Source organism: Billgrantia bachuensis (assembly GCF_011742165.1).
In the GTDB taxonomy this organism is placed as follows: domain Bacteria; phylum Pseudomonadota; class Gammaproteobacteria; order Pseudomonadales; family Halomonadaceae; genus Halomonas; species Halomonas bachuensis.
This window is the reverse complement of the sequence record NZ_JAAQTO010000013.1, coordinates 150,528-167,536: the sequence shown is the minus strand read 5'-3', so window position 1 is coordinate 167,536 and position 17,009 is coordinate 150,528. Positions and strand designations below refer to the sequence as shown.

The window sequence follows — 17,009 nt, the reverse complement described above, 5'->3', positions numbered from 1 at the left end:
GAATACCCTTGAGAGAAAAAGGAGAACGACATGCAGGCTGAAACGATCGCTCAACCCCTTCATGAATCGGCTCGCTGGGAGACGGCGGCGCTCGATCTCGAGGCCTATCTGGCCCGCATCGACTACCAGGGGCCCGTTACACCCAGCCTGGAGACATTGAAAGCCCTGCAGCAGGCGCACCTCACCGGGGTGCCGTTCGAAAACCTTGAAATCATCACCGGCGGCGAGATCCGCATCGACCTGGAAAGCCTTCAGGACAAGCTGGTACGGCGCCGGCGCGGCGGCTACTGCCATGAGCAAAACATACTGTTTGCCACGGTGCTTGATCGGCTTGGCTTCGAGGTCGCCGGGCGCAACGCGAGAATGCTGATGGGCGACGACGAGCGTGTCGTCACCCCGCTTGGCCATACGATGCTGGTGGTAAAGGTGGCGGGCGGTGACTGGCTGGTCGATGTCGGCGTCGGCAATATTGGACCGCGTGAGCCGATCCTGCTCAAGGAAGATAGCGAGGTGAGTCATGGCCCCTGGGAGTATCGCCTGGAGCGAACGCCGCTGGGGTTCTGGCTGCTGCGCCACAAGCGCAACGGTGAGTGGTTCAACATCTACCAGTTCAGTGACGAACCCTGCTACCGCGCCGACTCTGGCGAATACAACTACCTGGCGTCGCATCACCCGGCATCCCCGTTCGTGCGGCGGATCGTGGCTCAGCACAACGGTGCGGAGGTACGGCTTGCGCTCACCGATCTGGAGCTGAAGATCTTCCGCCCAGGCCGGGAGCCGGAGCTGCAGCGGATCGCAGCCGATGAGCTGGCCGGTGTACTACATGAGCGGTTTGGATTGGAACTGACGCCGGAGCAAGAAAGCCTCCTGCTCCGGCGGGCCGAGACGCTTGCCGAGGCCACCTCCGAAGGTGAGCAGCTTGGCACCTGAGCGGGAGCTAACTTTGGCGCCTCAGTCGCATCGCCTTGCGCATCATTCGGCGCTGCTCCAGCGCCTGTTCGGCATCCTTCCTCAGCGGCAGGTGCGAGGCCCACAGAATGTCATCGCGGCGGTGGTTCATGTCCTCGAGCATATGGTCGTCGTGGGCCAGCAGGTGCAGGAAGCGTTGCCGGAACTGCCGCCGGCGCTGGTATTCCCACCACTTGGTCTCGAGTTTATGAATCAACCCCAGCGGGGGCATGGCCGGCATGTAGAAGTCCGGCTGGGGCGGTGGGGTAGGACGCTTGGTGTCCGTGCGTGGCTGACGTAGCGGTTCGTACTGGCTCATGTCGCACCTCCTGGCGGGCATTCGCCCAGGGCGGATGCCGTCATTTCTTTCGGTTAAGGGAGGGTCGCGACCTCTTGACGAAGAGTTTGGCTCGGCCTGATGGATCAATCCAACGAAAAGGTCTACATTGCCAGTTAAAGAAAATTGAAAGGTGGTCCTATGACCGAAGCGACTCTCCCCGAAGCTGCTCTCTCTCAAGCCGCTCTCTCCCAAACCAGCGTGCCGCTGCTCGATAGCGACGTGCTGCGTACCTTCGTCGCCATTGCCGAGTGCGGCAGCTTTACCCGCGCTGCGCGCCAGGTGTTCCGCACGCCCTCGGCGCTCAGCATGCAGATCAAGCGTCTGGAGGAAACGCTCGGACAGGCGCTGTTCGTGCGCGAGGCGCGCCAGGTGCGGCTGACCCCCGAAGGAGAGGTGCTGCTCGGTTACGGGCGGCGTCTGCTCAAGCTCAACGAAGAGGCAGTGACGCAGTTCCTGGCGCCATCAATGGCGGGTCGGTTGGGCTTCGGTACCACCGATGATGTGGGCACGCGCATCCTGCCGGGTGTACTGGCGCAGTTCGCCCGTTCGCATCCGGCGGTGCAGGTCGATGTGGTGGTAGGCAGCAGCCGGGAAATGCTCGCACGGCTGGATGCCGGCGAACTCGATCTGGTACTGGTCACGGCCGGCAATCCCGGCCAGGAGCCGCGCGGCGAAATCGTGCACAGCGAGCCGTTGGTGTGGGCGGGACGGGAAGGTGGGGTAGCCGCCCAGCGCTCACCGCTACCGGTCGCCCTGGCACATCAGGGCTGTGCCTGGCGCGGCATGGCGTTGGAAGCGCTGAATCGGGCCGGTCTGAGCTTTCGCATCGCCTACTCCTGCGAACATTGTGCCGGTCAGGAGGCGGCCATGATCGCCGACCTGGCGGTATCACCGTTCCCGCAAAGCCTGGTACGCCCACCCTTGCGGCGCATCGATCCCGACCTGTTGCCGCCTCTGGGCGAATATCAACTGACGCTGGTCAAGCGCCACGACGTCGGCGAGGCCTGCGAGACACTGGTCGGGCATGTGATGGCGGCCTTTCGTAGCTACTGAGCAAGTGGCGGATCAAGGCGCCGGCAGCGTCAGGCCGCCCCGCTCATCGGCTCGATCAGGCGCGCTCGGCACGTATACGGTTGATCTGGCGCTTGATTTCGGCCCGCTCCAAAATCAACAGGTCGAGCAGTTGGTCCCGCTCTTCCCGGCTCAGGCCTTCATCGCTCATCAAGCCATCGAGCAAGGCCTCGATATCCGTTTCATGCTGGGTCTCGGGAACGGCGGAGTTGCGGGGGATCAGTGAGACGAACATGGGCGCGTACCTCCAATTCGCACTGGCCCTGACGGGCACGTTTTTATAGTTGTCACGGTGATTCTTTGTTGTTGTAACTTCATGGTGGTTCCTTGCGGCACGCCGCGTCAAACTCAATCCGCCCTCAAACCGTGCGCCGACCATATTGTTGCGAAATTCATTACTCCGTGGTGTTGAGGTCGGGGCGGTAGAATAAAAAGGCTTCGGTTTCGGTGGTCAGCAGGAACTCGTTCGCCCAAGGAGGGTGAACGGTGCGGTCATGGAAATAGAGTGCCCCGTCGGTGTGGTCGGGAAGTTGCTGGTTGAGCGCTTTGCGAGCTACTTCTTTGGCCACTTCGTAGGCGTCGTCTTCCACTACTTCGTCGGGGCGGCCGTCGCACCACCAGGAAAATTGACAGGGGCTCTGTTCGGAGCCCTGCTTCACCACCTCGCACACGGTGTTGGGGAACTCCTCGCTGGCCAGACGGTTCATCACCACGTTGGCTACCGATTCCATGTCGAGGCCCGGGACCCCCTTCGCTTCCCAGTAAATGGAACGTGCCAGGCAGGTGATCGGCTCTTCCAGCGGGTCGCTGCCCTCCGGGTCGACGGCCTGAGCCTCCTGCTTGCTGAGCGGAACCGCGGGTTCGCTGACAGCACCGGGGGCCACCACCTGCTCCAGCACTTCGGCCTTGCGCGCAGCTTCGTCTGCTTGTGGCGAGGGATTGACGACTGCGAGCGCCGCCACGGGCAGGGCAAGGAGGAACCAGCCGATAAGCCGAGAAGAGGGCATGGGAAAACCTTTTTTGTATCGTTATGGTTCGGTTCTTTTTTGTATCGGAGCGGTGCGTAGCGTAGCGAGTATAGTTTCTCGTGAGTCCTTGCATGGTACCAATGCGGCAGTGTATTCGACTGCCAGCATGCATCAGACATTTATGGGAAAGAGCCGCTGCGGTACCCACCACAGGAAAATTACCATGCCGATGAGCTCGACCAGCGACTGGAATACGATGGCGACCACTGCCAGCTCGTAGGAAGCGGGAAGAGAAAGCGCCAGAGGCAGCACGACGAATGAGTTGCGCGTGGCCAGACTGAAAGTCAGCACTCGACCCTGGGCAGTGGGGAGTTCGAACAGACGGGCCAGCAAGCGAGCCAGCAGTGCTGCGGCGATAATAAAACAGCTGAAGGCCAGCAGTAGCCCACCGAGCACGGGCAGCGAAGCGCTAACGACACCGACCTGCGTGACGGCGATGCAGAAGACCACCAGGGCCAATAGCGGCACCGGCAGCCAGCCCAGCCGCTCGATGTGCCGCTCTCGGGAGCGGCTGCGCTGCGCCCACTTCTGCGTGACGAAAGCCAGCAGCAAAGGCAGCAGGATCAGTCCCGTAAAGGCCATCAGCAGCTCGCGCTGTACTATGGCGAGCAGCAGGCTCTGATCGAGGAACAGCCATAGGTAGAAGGGCAGTAGTGCGAGTTGGAGCAACAGACTGATCGGCGAAAAGGCAATGGCGTATTGCGCCCTGCCGCCACCCAAGTGGGAAAAGGTAATGAACCAATCCGTGCACGGCACCAGCAGTACCAGCAGCATGCCCAGGCGAACCGCCGGCTCTGCGGCGAAAAGGCTCGCCAGCACCCAGGCGATCAGTGGTAGCAGCAGGAAGTTTCCCACCACCGCGGCCATCATGAACCGCGTATCGCGCCATGCACTGTGCAGCTGCGTCAGCGGTACCTGAGTGAAGGTGGCATAGAGCAGCGCGCCCAACAGCGGCCACAGCAGCGCTTCCAGCACGCCGACCCGCTCCGGCAGGGTCGTACCCAGAGCCAGGCCCATGGCGATGGCGGCCAGATAGACCAGCACTTGATATTTCTCGAGCGCTTGGCGTGTCAAAGCAGTGAACTCTCAGGGACTGGGGGCACGTTCATCTTGACGCAGCGTCAAGACCTCATAGCCATCCGCGGTCACGGCGATCGTATGCTCCCACTGGGCAGATAGCATCTTGTCGCTGGTTGCCACGGTCCAGCCGTCGCGCTTCGTTTTAACCTTGGCCTTGCCCTGATTGATCATCGGCTCGATGGTGAAGGTCATGCCCTCTTGCAGCACCAGGCCTTGCCCAGGCCGACCGTAATGCAGGACCTGGGGTTCCTCGTGCATCTCTCTGCCGATGCCATGCCCGCAGTAGTCGCGGACTACCGAATAGCCATAGGCGGTGGCATGCCGCTGGATCGCATAGCCGACATCGCCGAGAGTCGCACCCGGTTTCACGGTCCTGATGCCCTGCCACATGGCCTCGTAAGTGGCATCAACCAGGCGCTTCGCGGCCGGTGAAACGGCACCGATCATGTACATCTTGCTGGAGTCGGTGATGAAGCCATGCTTCTCGAGGGTGATGTCGACATTGACGATATCGCCGGACTTGAGAAGCTTCGTTGCCGATGGCATGCCATGGCAGACGATGTGATTCAGGGAGGTATTGAGAACGAAGGGGAAGCCGTATTGCCCCTTGCTGGAGGGGCGTGCCTGTAGGGTATGGGTAATGTACTCTTCCGCCCAATCATTGATCTGCATGGTCGATATGCCGGCCCTGATATGCGCATCTAGGTAAGAGAATACCGAGGCGAGTAATTGCCCCGATTGACGCATCAGGTCGAGCTCATCGGACCCCTTGATCACGACCTCACTCATGGATGACCTGCCCCACATTCACCGAGGCTGTTCTCATCTGTTCTTTCATGATGTCGTGGAATGTCATCTCGGGGTGGGTTTCAGCGAGCATGCCAATCTTTATCCAATACTCCGCCTGCGCATTGATGGAGCGGAGCATAGGAGCGCTGGCCTTGCGGATCTCGTCATGCAAAGTATCGCTGATTTTCACGATTCCCATGGGATCACCTATATACGATTGATATATAAATCGTATATTCACGAGCGTTGATTTTCAAGCAACAGCTACGGCATTCGAAGGCCAGTATGCCTACATGGCATGATTCTTCGAGCCCATGAGGAGAGCCCCAGCGGTATGGCCTGTGACGGCGGGCTAATGCTGGGCGGAGTACTGAACGCCATGGCATGCTTGGCGCACCCAACTGGAGAGAAAAAACCGCAAGGAGCCTAGCCATGATCACCCTGCATCATTGTGTCAGCGCCCGCTCGTTTCGCCCCCTGTGGCTGCTCGAGGAGATTGGTGCGCCCTACGAGCTGGTGATGCATGCCTTTCCGCCCCGGGTTCGCGACGAGGCCTTTCTGGAAATCAATCCGCTGGGCACGGTGCCGGCGCTGTTCGATGGCCAGGTGGGCATGACTGAATCGGCGGCCATTTGCCAGTACCTCGCCGGTCGCCATCCCGAGGCGGGCCTGGCGGTGGCGCAGGACGACCCTGCCTACGGCGACTACCTCAACTTCCTGCACTTCGGCGAGGCGACGCTGACTTTCCCCCAAACTCTGGTGCTGCGCTATGGCCGCTTCGAGCCCGAAGAGCGCCGGTTGCCCCAAGTGGTTGAAGACTACTCACGCTGGTTCCTCTCCCGCCTGCGCAGCCTGGAGCCGCGCCTCGAGCGCGAAGCGTTCCTCTGCGCCGGGCGCTTCACCGCTGCCGATGTGTCGGTGGGTTACGCACTGCTGCTGGCCAGCTTCATTGGGCTGGACGAGCGCTTCAAGCCCGCCGTGGCCGCTTACTGGCAGCGCCTTCAGGCGCGCGAAGCCTTCCAGCGCGCCAAGGCCGCCGAGTGCGATGCCGCCTTGGCCCAGGGAGTTCCACCGCAGCCGGCTATGGAGATGGGCTGAGCACGGGCGAGTCCTCTGTATTACCTGCCCGCTCTCTGGCGCAGCTCGGGCACGACCAGCACGGCGAGGGTCAAGGCGGTAATCGGCAGCACGAAATAGAGCATCAGCGCGCTGAAGCCGGCCAGGGCGTCATGATGGGTGGCGGCCAGGATCAGGTATGCGGTGTAGGCCACGTAATAGGCCAGCAGTACCGCCCCCTCCCAGCGGTTGATGGCGCTGGCGGTGAAGCAGATCGGCAGGCAGGCAACGGCCACGGCGAGCATCACCGGAATATCGAGGCTCAGCATGGCATCGGTCACGGCAATGCCGGCGGGGGCGATGAGGCTGGCCAGGCCGAGCACACCCAGCAGATTGAAAATGTTGCTGCCAACCACGTTGCCCACGGCGATGTCGCGCTGGCCGCGCAGGGCTGCGACGATCGACGTGACGACTTCGGGCAGCGAGGTACCAGCCGCGACCACGGTCAGCCCGATCACCTGTTCGCTGACACCGAGCCAGGTGGCCAGCACGACCGCTGCATCGACGAACAGGCGCGAGCCGGCCACCAACATGGCGAGCCCGACCACGACAAACAGTACGTCCCGCCCCCAATGGTGGCTTACCTCCTCGCCGGCTTCCGTCTCGGCGGGGGCAGACTGGCGCCGTCCCTGCCACAGTAGGAACCCGGTGTAGGCGATCAGGCCAAGGAACAGCAGACCGCCGTCGAAGCGGCCGACAACGCCATCCAGTGCCAATAGCAATACCAGCAGCGAGATGCCGATCATCAGCGGGATATCCAGGCGGATCAGCTGCTGGGCAACCGCGAGTGGCACGATCAGCGCCGAGATGCCCAGGATGAACAGCACGTTGAAAATATTACTGCCCACCACGTTGCCGATGGCAATTCCCGCCTGATTGTCGAGAGAAGCTTTGATACTGACGACGAGTTCCGGGGCGCTGGTGCCGAAGGCCACGACGGTAAGCCCGATGATCAACGGTGAGATACCCACTTGCGCAGCCAGGCGCGACGCACCCCGAACGAGGCCCTCCGCGCCGAGGATCAAGAGCGCAAGACCGACCAACAGCAGCAGTAGCGTCAGCATATAGAGTTTTTTCCGTTCACTTGGGGGAGGGGAGTTATCAGACGGGCCGGCCGCGGCCTGGTTGAGCCCCGGCTATGCCGCGGGCGAAGCCGGGGCCAGCACATGCGTGCCCTGTGTGGCAGTGTCGAATATAAGCATTGTTTCCTGCGTGCCGTCGAGCGCGTTAACGTACCTGCCGCGATCGTTCCATACCGCCGAGCGGCCTCCGCCGACATCGCCGTCGCAAGGCCCCACGCAGTTGGCCATCAGGATCGTCATGGCGTGTTCTCGGGCGAAGGTGGCGTAGTAGGCATAGGCTTCGTCCATTCTTGGTGCAAGCTTGGCCACGCTGGCCAGGTAGACGTCCGCGCCGAGGCTCGCCGCCGTGGCGACATGATCGGGCTGCAGCGACTCATAGCAGATCGCCAGCGCCAGGCGGTGCTCGCGGGTTTCGATGAGCATCGGCCGCTCACCGGGGGAGAAGTAGGGCAGTTCGTCGTCGTGGAGCCGTTGCTTGGCATAGGCGTGGCGCCCCGTGTGGGGCTGGAACACTACCATGCCGATCCGCGGTTTTCGCGAGGTGACCAGTGGCAGCCCGACGCCGATCACAATGCCGTGGGCATCGCTCAGACGCTGGAATACGTCCAGCCGCGGGTCCTCCTCGTGAGTGGCCAGGCCTTGGGCCAGCGTCGGCTCGTAGCCGGTGAGCGAGAGTTCGGGGAAGAAGACCAGCTCGGCGCCATGCGATGCCGCCAACTCGACGAACTCGACATGGCGTTCCACGTTGCCCTCGACATCGCCCGTTACCGAGGCGTACTGCACGGCACACAGCTTCATCGGCTCGCTCCCTCTCGCTGGCCCTCGGGTAAGCGTAATGCATTTTGCCGTTGGAAGGAGGGAAGGAAGCCCTAGCCTAACCTTCCCGCTGCATCTTCTCGCGCCTTGCCACTTCCGCCGCAGTGGGCGGGTCCATGGCAAAGTCGCCGGTCTTCACCGCGCCGTCGCGTACATACTTCGCGATCACGATGCCGTTAGGCGACACGCGATTGGCCACGAGTTCGAACGCGGCCGGGCTGGCGCCATCGTCGAACAGCTTCTTGCCTTTCCCCAGCACGACGGGGCAGATGAGCAGGGTGATTTCATCGACGAGGTCATTCGCGAGCAGCGTGTGGACCAGCTCGGTGCTGCCCTGGGTGACGAGCGCCGGGCCGTCCTCCTGCTTCAGCCTGGCGACATCGGCCGCCGCATCGTGGAGGGCCACCGAACCCTCCCAGGACAGCTCCAGGCCCTTGCGGGTCGCCACGTACTTCTTGATCGAGTTGAAGGTCTTGGCGATGGAGTCGTCCGGCCCTCCCTCGGCATAGGGCCAATGTGCGGCGAAAATCTCATACGTCTTGCGGCCGAGCAGCAGGTCGAACGGCTGGCCGAACAGCTTGTCGATCTCCTCCCCGAATACCTCGTCCACCAGCGGTGCGACCCAACCGCCGTAGCGGAAACCGCCTGTCGGGTCTTCCTGCGGTCCGCCGGGTGCCTGCATGACACCGTCCATTGAGACCATGGCGCCAACGATCACTTTTCGCATGAGTTCATCCTCCTGGTTTGCTTTCGGTATCCAGTCATCGGGCGAGGCGTCGCGAAATCGACAGGTGGGTATGTTCAAGGGGGTGATGTACAGCAGTGATGTAGAGCCGAGATTGAGAGCTCAGCCCGTTGCGGGTTTGCGAGCGACCGACAGCGCAGGCGGATGTGCCAGCGTTTGGTAAACGACGCAGTACCGCTCCGTCAGACGCAGAAGAGAGTCTAGCTGCTCTTCCGAGGCATCGGTGTCGAGGGTGAATTTCAGCCGAATGTTCTGGAAGCCAACTGGCACTTCCTTTGATACGCCAAGCGTTCCGCGGAAATCGAGATCGCCTTCCGCCTGAAGCGAGGCATCTCTCAACTCAATGCCGAGGGAGGTGGCGACGGCGTTCAGCGTCACGCCAGCGCAGGCCACCAAGGCTTCGAGCAGCATGTCGCCCGAACACGCGCTCTGCCCACTCCCGCCCGTGGCGGGATGCAGCCCGGCCTCAACCAGCGCCTTGCCCGTCTCGATCCTGCAGCTGACACCTTCACCGATACGCCCTTGCGCACGCAGCGTGACCAGCGCGGCATCCGGTGCCTCGCGATAACGCTCTTTCAATGGCGCTTGGACGGACCGCAACTCTTCAGCCTTCATGAAGCTCTCCTCATGATTGTCATGGATAAATTGTCTTGGCTCATCACGCACTTTGGCGGCACGGCCACTGTAGGTCGTAAGCTGCCTCAAGCATCCCATGAGGATAGGCGAAAAGTTCTCCAGCCAGGATTTTTGCTACCTTCTTCCTCGACGACAAATCGCATCGACACACGGAGCCCATTCATGTCTCGTGCTATCGAAATTCCCGCTGCCGACGGCACCATCGACGCTCATGTCTTTACGCCCGGGAGCGCCGAAGGCCCGCTGCCGGCCGTGGTGCTGTTCACCGATATCGGTGGTGTGCGCCCCTGCTACCACGAGAAGGCCCGGCGGATTGCTGACAACGGCTATGCCGTGTTGATGCCCAACGTCTACTACCGCGATGCGAGCGGCACCATCGTGCCGGAGGGCAAGTCCTTCCGTGACCCGGACGTGCGGCCGACGCTGGTCGAGTATGCCGGCCACCTAACACCTGAGGCGCAATCCCGCGACTTCGCTGCCCTGTTGGATTGCATCGATAATGATGGTGCGTTCGCGAACGGCAAGATAGGCGTGGTCGGCTATTGCATGACAAGCGCCTTCGCGCTGCGCATGGCGGCCGAACATCCTGACCGTATTGCCGCTGTGGCGGGTTTCCACTCGGCCCGGTTGGCGGAAGCCAACGACCCGAACAGTCCCGTGAATGTGGTTGGTACCATCGAGGCGCGCATCTATTTCGGTCACGCCGACAAGGACGAGCTACTGCCCCCCGAGCAGATCGCCCGTATGGACGAGGCGTTGGCCAGGGCCGGCGTGCACTTCACCACGGAACTCTACAAGGGCGCAGCCCACGGCTTCACGGCCAAGGACGCCCCCAGCTACGATGCGGCTGCCGATACCCTGCATCACAAACGGCTGGCCATGCTCCTGGAAGAGACGTTGTAGCGGGGAGCCCCGTCATTTCATAGCGGCCCCGCTGTATGGGGCCGCGGCGCTATCTCCCCCTCGACAGTCTACGGACACCCTTACGAAGTCTATGCCACGCGCCACCCAACAGCCTGGCAAACAGATCGGCCTTCACTCGGGCATTGCGCTGTTCAATTGCCCGCATTTTAGGATCCGGATTGTGGAAAGCCATCGTCGCCTCCGCTATCACGAGCACGCTGGAAGCGTAGCATGATAGGGCATCGCGTACGCGTGTCCTGGTTTCGATTCCGCTAAAGATCTTGAGCAAGCTGCCGATAATTTTGCTTAGGACAAGCCTGTGCTCTGGGCCAAAAAGCCCGCTGCGGTACACGGATGGAACATCATCCATGTTCATCACCACCTTGTCTCTTTAAAAAATAATCGTTTGCCACAGGAGGCATGGGCTTTGTCAACGCTAAAATCGAGATATGACGTGCATTGGTTGACAGGCCAGTTTTGCGAATATCGCACGGAGTCGATGTATCGCAGGATTATCAAGACGAGGGCGAGATTTGAATCTTGTCTTTCTTTGATTCTTGCATCCTTGGTATTTGGTATGTTTGCCATTACGGACTACCAACTTCTTGGCTTCACCAAGGAATACTATTTGCTGGTCGCCATGCGTATCGTGGTGGTGAGCCTCTGTATTCTCTTGGCATTCATCATCGGACGCTGGGGAAATTATTTCCGTAGAATTTGGTTGCACGCTTTGCCGCTCTGGATATTTGCGACGGGAATCATTTTGATCGTTCCCTTGCGCCCCGATAGCCTCGCCACTCAGGTAACAGCGGTGGTGGTAGCTACCATGGCTTTCTTTCTACTGATTCCTAATCTACTGACGGTAGTAACGTTCGCGAGCCTCTATTTGAGTATTGGCTTTCTGGCCGCTGCAGTGCTGTTCGCGGATATTTCGCCAGTGGTGACGCTTCGCTTGGCGCTGTTGTTGGTTATGACCAATATAGTGGGCTTCTGTGCCTTGCTGCGCTTGGAAAATCTTCAGCGCAAGCAGTTTGGGTTACTCCAAAAAGAGCGTAGTCAGAATCACCATCTGCTCAAGGAAATAGCGCTTCGAAAAGACCTGGAAGCTCAGTTGCGTATGGTTGCCGAGCGGGATGCTCTGACGGGATTAAATAGTCGAAGCCATTTCATGAAGCGGGCCAAGGCCCTGCTGCAGCGCTCAAGATTGGAAAAGAAGCCGTTCAGCCTTTTCATGATTGATGTCGATCACTTCAAAAATATCAACGATACTTGGGGCCACACGCATGGAGATTGGGTTCTGACCAAGATCGCGGAAGCTTGTATGCAATCGCTACGCCCCACGGACGTGATAGGGCGTTTCGGGGGGGAAGAGTTCATGGTGGCCCTGCCGGACACCGGCCCCGACAACGCTCAGATCGTGGCAGAGCGTTTGAAGAAGAAAGTCGCCGAGCTTCCGTTAAAGGAAGGCATGAGCGAGATGCGCCTAAGCGTCACCATAGGTATCGCTTTAGCGAACTCAGAAGAGGCCGACCTTGACTCCTTGATCACGCGAGCAGATCAGTCGCTATACGTTGGCAAGCGCGACGGCCGGAACCGGGTCGTGATGTGCCGTGAGGGTAGGGAAGATGGAGGAAGCTAGAGACATCGCATGGTCATTCGCCGCCTGAGCGTCTCACTAACCCCGCGTTGGCACCCGAGCCGAACGTCAGCTAACGGCCATAAGCGGACATACAGCGCGAGCTGATATAACGCCTGGGCAAGGGCGAACAGCGAAGCGGAGCGTCCCTTGGAACCCATTGTTAGCACTAAGTGCTTGAAATTGAGAAGCTGTGCTTTTCACGATCCGCATGTATCTTCCAGTTAAACTCCGGCTCACCTGGCTTCATTGCTGCCTTTACTATTTTCGGTTCAGAGTATGAATCCATATATTCAGTTGTAAGCTCCCTGATCATCTGAAAGAAATTGATTCCTCTTTCAAATCTGGCATTGAACTCCTTCCAAGAAACCAATCTAGGGTGACCGCCATTTCTTTTTCTAAGGCGAATACCATCACTCCAAATCACGTAATCAGCGTGTGCGTAGCCGTTCCTTAAGTCTGGGTCGAAAGCATCCCTGATGCATGCGGCCAATTCGCTTAGGCCTATTGTTTCCGCATGCCCAGCGAGGTTACGGAGAATTTTATTCGCATTTGGGGCGATCTTGATGCCTGTTTGCTTGTGCGTTTCGACCAAACCAAGGAAAGGCCACATGTTGTATTGCTCCCCTCCGGCTACACGCAACATGTTTTTCGGTATTTCATAGAAACCTGCTGCTTCAGAAAGATGCGAATAGAATGCCAATGCTACTCTTGCCTTTATAGACGTAAGTTTTCCTTCGTTTATGAACTCCAAATACTCATCAAACGCAACGATTGCATCATGTGCCGTATTCCATCCGGCGTCCTGCAAGCCCCGAAATTCAGGTGACAACGAAAACGCGAACTGCAATTCATTGGTATCACGTGCTTTGTCAAATAATTCGCGCAAGCATTTGTCTAGGCATTCATAGTACTTCTTGTTTTCTGTAACAAGTTTCTCGACAAGATCATCCATAGAGGTCCTTTTGGGTGCTAACGGGTAATTAGACTGCCAGTTTGTTTAATGATTTGAACGCCGTTGGCAGGTTCATCCGGTTATGGCGCATACCATTCACGTGCTAATCTCCATGAAACTAAGCATGGCTTGACAGCATAACATCGATCATAGTGCTGGCTGCATAACACGGCTGAACGAGCATGCTGCCTTTGCCTCCATGCCCGCTTTGGGTCGAAAGCCGTCATCCTCTTTATCCCATCCACCCTCATCCGACCAACTCTACCTTATCCCAATCTCCGTCCACCGAGTCGAGCAACTTGCTCAGTGCCGGGCTCTGGTAGGTCACGTGTGGATCCTCCCAGCGCAGGCGTACGCTTTGATGCAGGCAGGGTTCCGGTGTGCGGTATTGCGAGCGGCGCATGATCTTGTAGAAGCCCTTGTACTCGTCGTGCTGCCGGCCGCTGTGGCGCGGGTTCATCGAGGCGACGAAGTGCGGCTCGAGGGCGAGACCGCAGCGTTCAGCTTCGGTGACCATCCATTGGCCGGCGTAGTCGCCGAGTTCACGCTGCGGGTAGCCGCCGCCAATATCGGTGTGCACGCCGGCGAACCACACCTGCTTCAGATCGATGCCGGGCTTGGCCGACCAAAGCGTGGGCTCGAAGTCCTGACGGTTCTCGTCGATGGAGACGGCATGCCGGGCATGGCGGATAATGCTGCTGGGTTCGGTGTCGTGGAACAGGTAGCGCTCGGTGCCTAGGGTGCCGAGGAAGGGGGCGGGAATGCCGAGGGCGCCTACGGTATCCCACACCCCAAGGAATTCGATTGGGGTGATATCGGCTACGGCGTAGGCACAGCGGAAGTCGATGGATCTCTCGGCACCGGGTGCCGAGCTTCGTGCGCGTTGCCGGTAGAGCTGGTAGGCCTCGGGGATACGGTCGGCGTAGAGCCGGAGCAGCACTCCGCAGTTGCGGATGAGCCCGGCCAGGGAGCGCACGATGTAGGCGCCGCGGCTGAAGCCGAACAGGAAGAGCTGATCGCCAGGCTCGTAGTTGTGTACGATGAAGCGATAGCAATCCATGATGTTCTTGTCGATACCGGCGCCGGTGGCACCACCGAGAATGCTGTCACCCTCGACGCCAACGCCCCAGTCGTAGTACACGATCTGCTTGACGTCGTTATCGCAACAGGGCGCGATGCCGCGTGCCAGGCGCAACACATGCGTGGCGGTGTCGCTTTCCGGGCATTGCCAAGTGCCATCGGCGCAGATGACGATGCGTTTCATCCCGCCACTTCTCCCCACGTTTTTTACTTAACGTAAACCCAATGTATCGAATACGCTACGTCATATAACCTGAAAAGGGTCCCCGCCACCTTGATTGAGGTCATGGCTTACGTGCATGTAGTAAATGGCTTACAACGTTGGATTAAGGCGAGGCGTCGATCGTCAAAATAGCGCTGCGACAATCAACGCGCACATGACCAAGAGGCTGACGATGCCTACGCCATAGGCAACCGTGCGCCAAGGCTGCAGGGCCGACAGATAAAATATTGTGTGCAGGTATCGCGCCGCAGTGAACAGGAGGAACAGCCAAGGCGCCAGGATCGGTGAGGCTTCCACCCAAACGTAGACAACGCCAAGGGCAAGGAATATCGGGATGTTCTCCAGGTCGTTACGCCAGGCGTTGGCGGCACGCTGAACCTGGGGTAACTCCTCCGCGGCGGCTTGCCGCCCGACGAGGGCAGCGTCTTCAGGTGTCTTGAAGGTTCGCTTGCCGATTCGGTGATAGCCCTGAAACAGGGAAATGGCGAACATTTTCACGAACAGTAGCACCGTAGACACGGCGTACCAGTGCACGACTTCATTCATGTGATCTGCCTTGTTGAACTCGACCCTCGTGCCATGACCGGGCCAGGAGCTGCTCGGCTTGGGCTGCCGTAACGAGCACATAGGGATTGATATTGTTGATTTCGATGGTGGTGCGAAAGCGAAGGAGACTCATCGGATCATGGCTCTCAAAGGTGCCGCGCGTCAGCGAGCTGGCATCTGCATCACGTGAGCCTACCAGTGTTTACTCTTCATATGGCTCATCGGTGCGCGGGGCATTGGGCATCTGTTCATCGAGAGATTGTCGGTACTTGATGCAGCCCCTGATGAATTCCGGCCATTCCGGTACCACGGGAATCGGGTCGGTCTTGTCGGGCAGCAATCCCCACAGGGCAGGGTGGTGCCAGCACAGGTCATGCCGGCTGCAGTCGCGATGCTCACGGATGCCCTGACGTAGCCGCTTGGCTTCATCGATCAGTTCTTCGCGCGTCATCCTTTCGAGGTCTTCGTCCATGAGTGCTCCCTTGCTTCTTTAAGCCTGGTTTGGGCGCAGTGCTGTTGTCATTGACTGCGTCGTTCGCTGCAGTATGGTCTGCAACCAACACCGGCGTGCCTTCAGCTAGGAGACTGCATCGCCGGGAGGATGCTGGGCGAACCACTCGGCAATGTCAGGCATGTGTTTTTCAAAGTCTCCAGGCGAGGAGAAATTAAGCACGCCAGCGCGGAGAGAGCTGCGGTTTTCGAAATCATGCGTTACACCGCCAGGAGCCAAGATAAAGGAGCCCCTGGGGGCTTCCACCCACTGGTCATCGAGCAGGAAGCTCATTGTGCCTTCAAGTACATAGAAGACGTCATCCTCCGGGTGACAGTGGGCGCCGGGCCCCTTCGTGTTGGGTTCAAGCCACCACTCGGAGATGGAGTAGGCATTGGCGGATTCCGTCCCGTCGGCCTTGAACAAGGCGGATATCCTGCCCATTGGATAGGCTCGCCCCCCGCCCGGGGCGAGAAAGATCGGGACACGAGCAGACGCTGACGGTTTCATCTTGATCTCCTGATCTATAGGGGCTCTCCGTGGAGCTTGCTCCAAGGCTTCAGTCCAGCTCGGCGAGTCGGGTTCGCCCCAGTATAGTCACCGTGTTGGCTACCGACACTTGGCATACATGAAGCATGCCCTGGGCTCGGGACTGATATTCGGATGCAAGGCGTACCGCTCGAGTCGTCCTTCTCTCGAGAAGTCGCACTTTTCCAGCAGGCGGGAAGAAGCCAGGTTTTCTACATCGCAGGTAGCCTGAACCCGGTAACACTCGGGCTGTGCCAGGCAGCGCTCGGTCAGCTCGGCAAGCGCTTCTGGCATGATGCCCTGCCCCCAGAATTGGCGCGCCAGAACATAGCCCATATCGACCATATGGCCCCTGGGGCGTGCCTCTACCATGCCGATGGGCTCCTGCTCATTCCCTGTCAGCGTGACAATGTAGGGAAAACGCGTGCGATCTCTCCAGGCTTCGAGGCAAGTGGCAATGAACGCCTCGGTCTCGGTTAGCGCTTCGTGCGGGCGCCACACCAAGTAGCGCGTAACTTCCCTATCCGTGGTGTATGTACGAAAGAGGTGGGAGGCGTCTGAGATGCGCGGCTCACGGAGGGAAAGCCGTGTTGTTACTATGCTGTAGGGCAACATTGCTTCAGCCTTCGATGTCCAATATCACGGACTCCTGATTCGAATTCAGGGCTCAATAGGCTGATAATTCGCAATGTCGGCCTCGATTCCAAGTCGAGCCATGCTTTCTTGTGGGTCAAAACCTTTTTCTCTATGAGCCTTGGTGACTGCCAAGCGGGCAGCATCAATCGCCTCTTGGTTCTCCCATTCCGCTATCGTCACGATGTTGAACCTTCCTGAGCCCGCTACTTGCTCTAGAAGCGAATCTCTAATAAATCCTGGCTGGCGTCGTAGTACTTGATGCGTGTCGTGGACTCTTTTGAGGAATTCTTCTCGAGCGGCTTCAGGTACAGAAAACTTGTCGACGCGAAAGATGGGAAGACTCTTTGCCATGAGTGCCTCC

22 protein-coding genes are annotated in these 17,009 nt (G+C 59.3%); 5 read left to right on the top strand and 17 right to left on the bottom strand.

Features of this window, described 5'->3' with window-relative positions:
* The first annotated feature begins 30 nt into the window (after positions 1 to 30).
* Complete coding sequence (locus HBJ55_RS05490; protein WP_167111835.1) at positions 31 to 930, top strand: arylamine N-acetyltransferase family protein; 900 nt, start codon at positions 31 to 33, stop codon at positions 928 to 930.
* A gap of 7 nt (positions 931 to 937) precedes the next feature.
* Here the strand turns inward: HBJ55_RS05490 and HBJ55_RS05485 are convergent, their stop codons facing one another.
* A complete protein-coding gene (locus HBJ55_RS05485) occupies positions 938 to 1,267 on the bottom strand; it encodes a hypothetical protein (protein ID WP_167111833.1) in 330 nt (109 codons plus the stop codon).
* Positions 1,268 to 1,426: 159 nt separating this feature from the next.
* Here HBJ55_RS05485 and HBJ55_RS05480 point away from each other — a divergent pair, with 159 nt between their 5' ends.
* The gene (locus tag HBJ55_RS05480) at positions 1,427 to 2,341 is read left to right on the top strand and encodes a LysR family transcriptional regulator (protein WP_167111831.1); all 915 of its coding nucleotides are present in this window, start codon (positions 1,427 to 1,429) and stop codon (positions 2,339 to 2,341) included.
* A 55-nt stretch (positions 2,342 to 2,396) separates the two neighbouring features.
* On the opposite strand, the gene HBJ55_RS05475 is transcribed toward HBJ55_RS05480, so the two are convergent.
* The 5 genes from HBJ55_RS05475 to HBJ55_RS05455 all read right to left on the bottom strand — a co-directional run bounded on the left by HBJ55_RS05475 (position 2,397) and on the right by HBJ55_RS05455 (position 5,455).
* Positions 2,397 to 2,594, bottom strand: a complete 198-nt coding sequence (locus tag HBJ55_RS05475; RefSeq protein ID WP_167111829.1) for a hypothetical protein — start codon at positions 2,592 to 2,594, stop codon at positions 2,397 to 2,399.
* Between the two features lie 160 nt (positions 2,595 to 2,754).
* Entirely contained in the window at positions 2,755 to 3,366 is a 612-nt protein-coding gene (locus HBJ55_RS05470; protein ID WP_167111827.1) for a cell wall hydrolase, read from the bottom strand.
* A 132-nt stretch (positions 3,367 to 3,498) separates the two neighbouring features.
* On the bottom strand, positions 3,499 to 4,461 hold the full coding sequence (locus HBJ55_RS05465) for an arsenic resistance protein (RefSeq protein ID WP_206022244.1): 963 nt from the start codon (positions 4,459 to 4,461) through the stop codon (positions 3,499 to 3,501).
* Positions 4,462 to 4,473: 12 nt separating this feature from the next.
* The gene (map, locus tag HBJ55_RS05460; RefSeq protein ID WP_167111826.1) at positions 4,474 to 5,256 is read right to left on the bottom strand and encodes a type I methionyl aminopeptidase; all 783 of its coding nucleotides are present in this window, start codon (positions 5,254 to 5,256) and stop codon (positions 4,474 to 4,476) included.
* The gene (locus HBJ55_RS05455) at positions 5,249 to 5,455 is read right to left on the bottom strand and encodes a ParD-like family protein (protein ID WP_167111824.1); all 207 of its coding nucleotides are present in this window, start codon (positions 5,453 to 5,455) and stop codon (positions 5,249 to 5,251) included. Before HBJ55_RS05455 ends, map begins: the two co-directional genes overlap by 8 nt.
* Before the next feature lie 233 nt (positions 5,456 to 5,688).
* Here HBJ55_RS05455 and HBJ55_RS05450 point away from each other — a divergent pair, with 233 nt between their 5' ends.
* On the top strand, positions 5,689 to 6,354 hold the full coding sequence (locus tag HBJ55_RS05450) for a glutathione S-transferase family protein (protein WP_167111822.1): 666 nt from the start codon (positions 5,689 to 5,691) through the stop codon (positions 6,352 to 6,354).
* A 20-nt stretch (positions 6,355 to 6,374) separates the two neighbouring features.
* On the opposite strand, the gene HBJ55_RS05445 is transcribed toward HBJ55_RS05450, so the two are convergent.
* From HBJ55_RS05445 to HBJ55_RS05430, 4 genes are all read right to left on the bottom strand, one after another.
* A complete protein-coding gene (locus HBJ55_RS05445; RefSeq protein WP_167111819.1) occupies positions 6,375 to 7,436 on the bottom strand; it encodes a calcium/sodium antiporter in 1,062 nt (353 codons plus the stop codon).
* Between the two features lie 72 nt (positions 7,437 to 7,508).
* Positions 7,509 to 8,252: a carbon-nitrogen hydrolase family protein gene (locus tag HBJ55_RS05440; RefSeq protein WP_167111817.1), complete on the bottom strand. Its 744-nt coding sequence runs from the start codon at positions 8,250 to 8,252 to the stop codon at positions 7,509 to 7,511.
* A 76-nt stretch (positions 8,253 to 8,328) separates the two neighbouring features.
* Positions 8,329 to 8,997, bottom strand: a complete 669-nt coding sequence (locus HBJ55_RS05435) for a dihydrofolate reductase family protein (protein ID WP_167111815.1) — start codon at positions 8,995 to 8,997, stop codon at positions 8,329 to 8,331.
* A gap of 120 nt (positions 8,998 to 9,117) precedes the next feature.
* Entirely contained in the window at positions 9,118 to 9,630 is a 513-nt protein-coding gene (locus tag HBJ55_RS05430; protein ID WP_167111813.1) for an OsmC family protein, read from the bottom strand.
* Between the two features lie 183 nt (positions 9,631 to 9,813).
* On the opposite strand from HBJ55_RS05430, the gene HBJ55_RS05425 reads away from it, so the two are divergent.
* Together HBJ55_RS05425 and HBJ55_RS05420 are read left to right on the top strand one after the other, a co-directional pair.
* Complete coding sequence (locus HBJ55_RS05425; protein ID WP_167111811.1) at positions 9,814 to 10,554, top strand: dienelactone hydrolase family protein; 741 nt, start codon at positions 9,814 to 9,816, stop codon at positions 10,552 to 10,554.
* Between the two features lie 319 nt (positions 10,555 to 10,873).
* Positions 10,874 to 12,193, top strand: coding sequence for a GGDEF domain-containing protein (locus tag HBJ55_RS05420; RefSeq protein ID WP_338071971.1), 1,320 nt, complete (start codon positions 10,874 to 10,876; stop codon positions 12,191 to 12,193).
* A 166-nt stretch (positions 12,194 to 12,359) separates the two neighbouring features.
* Here HBJ55_RS05420 and HBJ55_RS05415 read toward each other — a convergent pair whose 3' ends face one another.
* The 7 genes from HBJ55_RS05415 to HBJ55_RS05385 form a co-directional block, all read right to left on the bottom strand.
* Positions 12,360 to 13,145: a hypothetical protein gene (locus HBJ55_RS05415; RefSeq protein ID WP_167111809.1), complete on the bottom strand. Its 786-nt coding sequence runs from the start codon at positions 13,143 to 13,145 to the stop codon at positions 12,360 to 12,362.
* Between the two features lie 247 nt (positions 13,146 to 13,392).
* A complete protein-coding gene (locus tag HBJ55_RS05410; protein WP_167111807.1) occupies positions 13,393 to 14,409 on the bottom strand; it encodes a T6SS phospholipase effector Tle1-like catalytic domain-containing protein in 1,017 nt (338 codons plus the stop codon).
* Between the two features lie 162 nt (positions 14,410 to 14,571).
* Positions 14,572 to 14,994, bottom strand: a complete 423-nt coding sequence (locus tag HBJ55_RS05405; protein ID WP_167111805.1) for an MAPEG family protein — start codon at positions 14,992 to 14,994, stop codon at positions 14,572 to 14,574.
* A gap of 202 nt (positions 14,995 to 15,196) precedes the next feature.
* Positions 15,197 to 15,466, bottom strand: coding sequence for a hypothetical protein (locus HBJ55_RS05400; protein WP_167111803.1), 270 nt, complete (start codon positions 15,464 to 15,466; stop codon positions 15,197 to 15,199).
* A gap of 105 nt (positions 15,467 to 15,571) precedes the next feature.
* Positions 15,572 to 15,910 carry a cupin domain-containing protein gene (locus HBJ55_RS05395; protein WP_240935982.1) on the bottom strand — a complete coding sequence of 113 codons (339 nt, stop codon included), beginning with the start codon at positions 15,908 to 15,910 and terminating at the stop codon, positions 15,572 to 15,574.
* Positions 15,911 to 16,093: 183 nt separating this feature from the next.
* Positions 16,094 to 16,627 (bottom strand): GNAT family N-acetyltransferase, encoded by a 534-nt coding sequence (locus HBJ55_RS05390; protein ID WP_167111799.1) that lies wholly within the window; start codon positions 16,625 to 16,627, stop codon positions 16,094 to 16,096.
* 45 nt (positions 16,628 to 16,672) lie between these two features.
* A complete protein-coding gene (locus HBJ55_RS05385) occupies positions 16,673 to 16,999 on the bottom strand; it encodes an antibiotic biosynthesis monooxygenase family protein (protein ID WP_167111797.1) in 327 nt (108 codons plus the stop codon).
* Between the last annotated feature and the right edge of the window lie 10 nt (positions 17,000 to 17,009).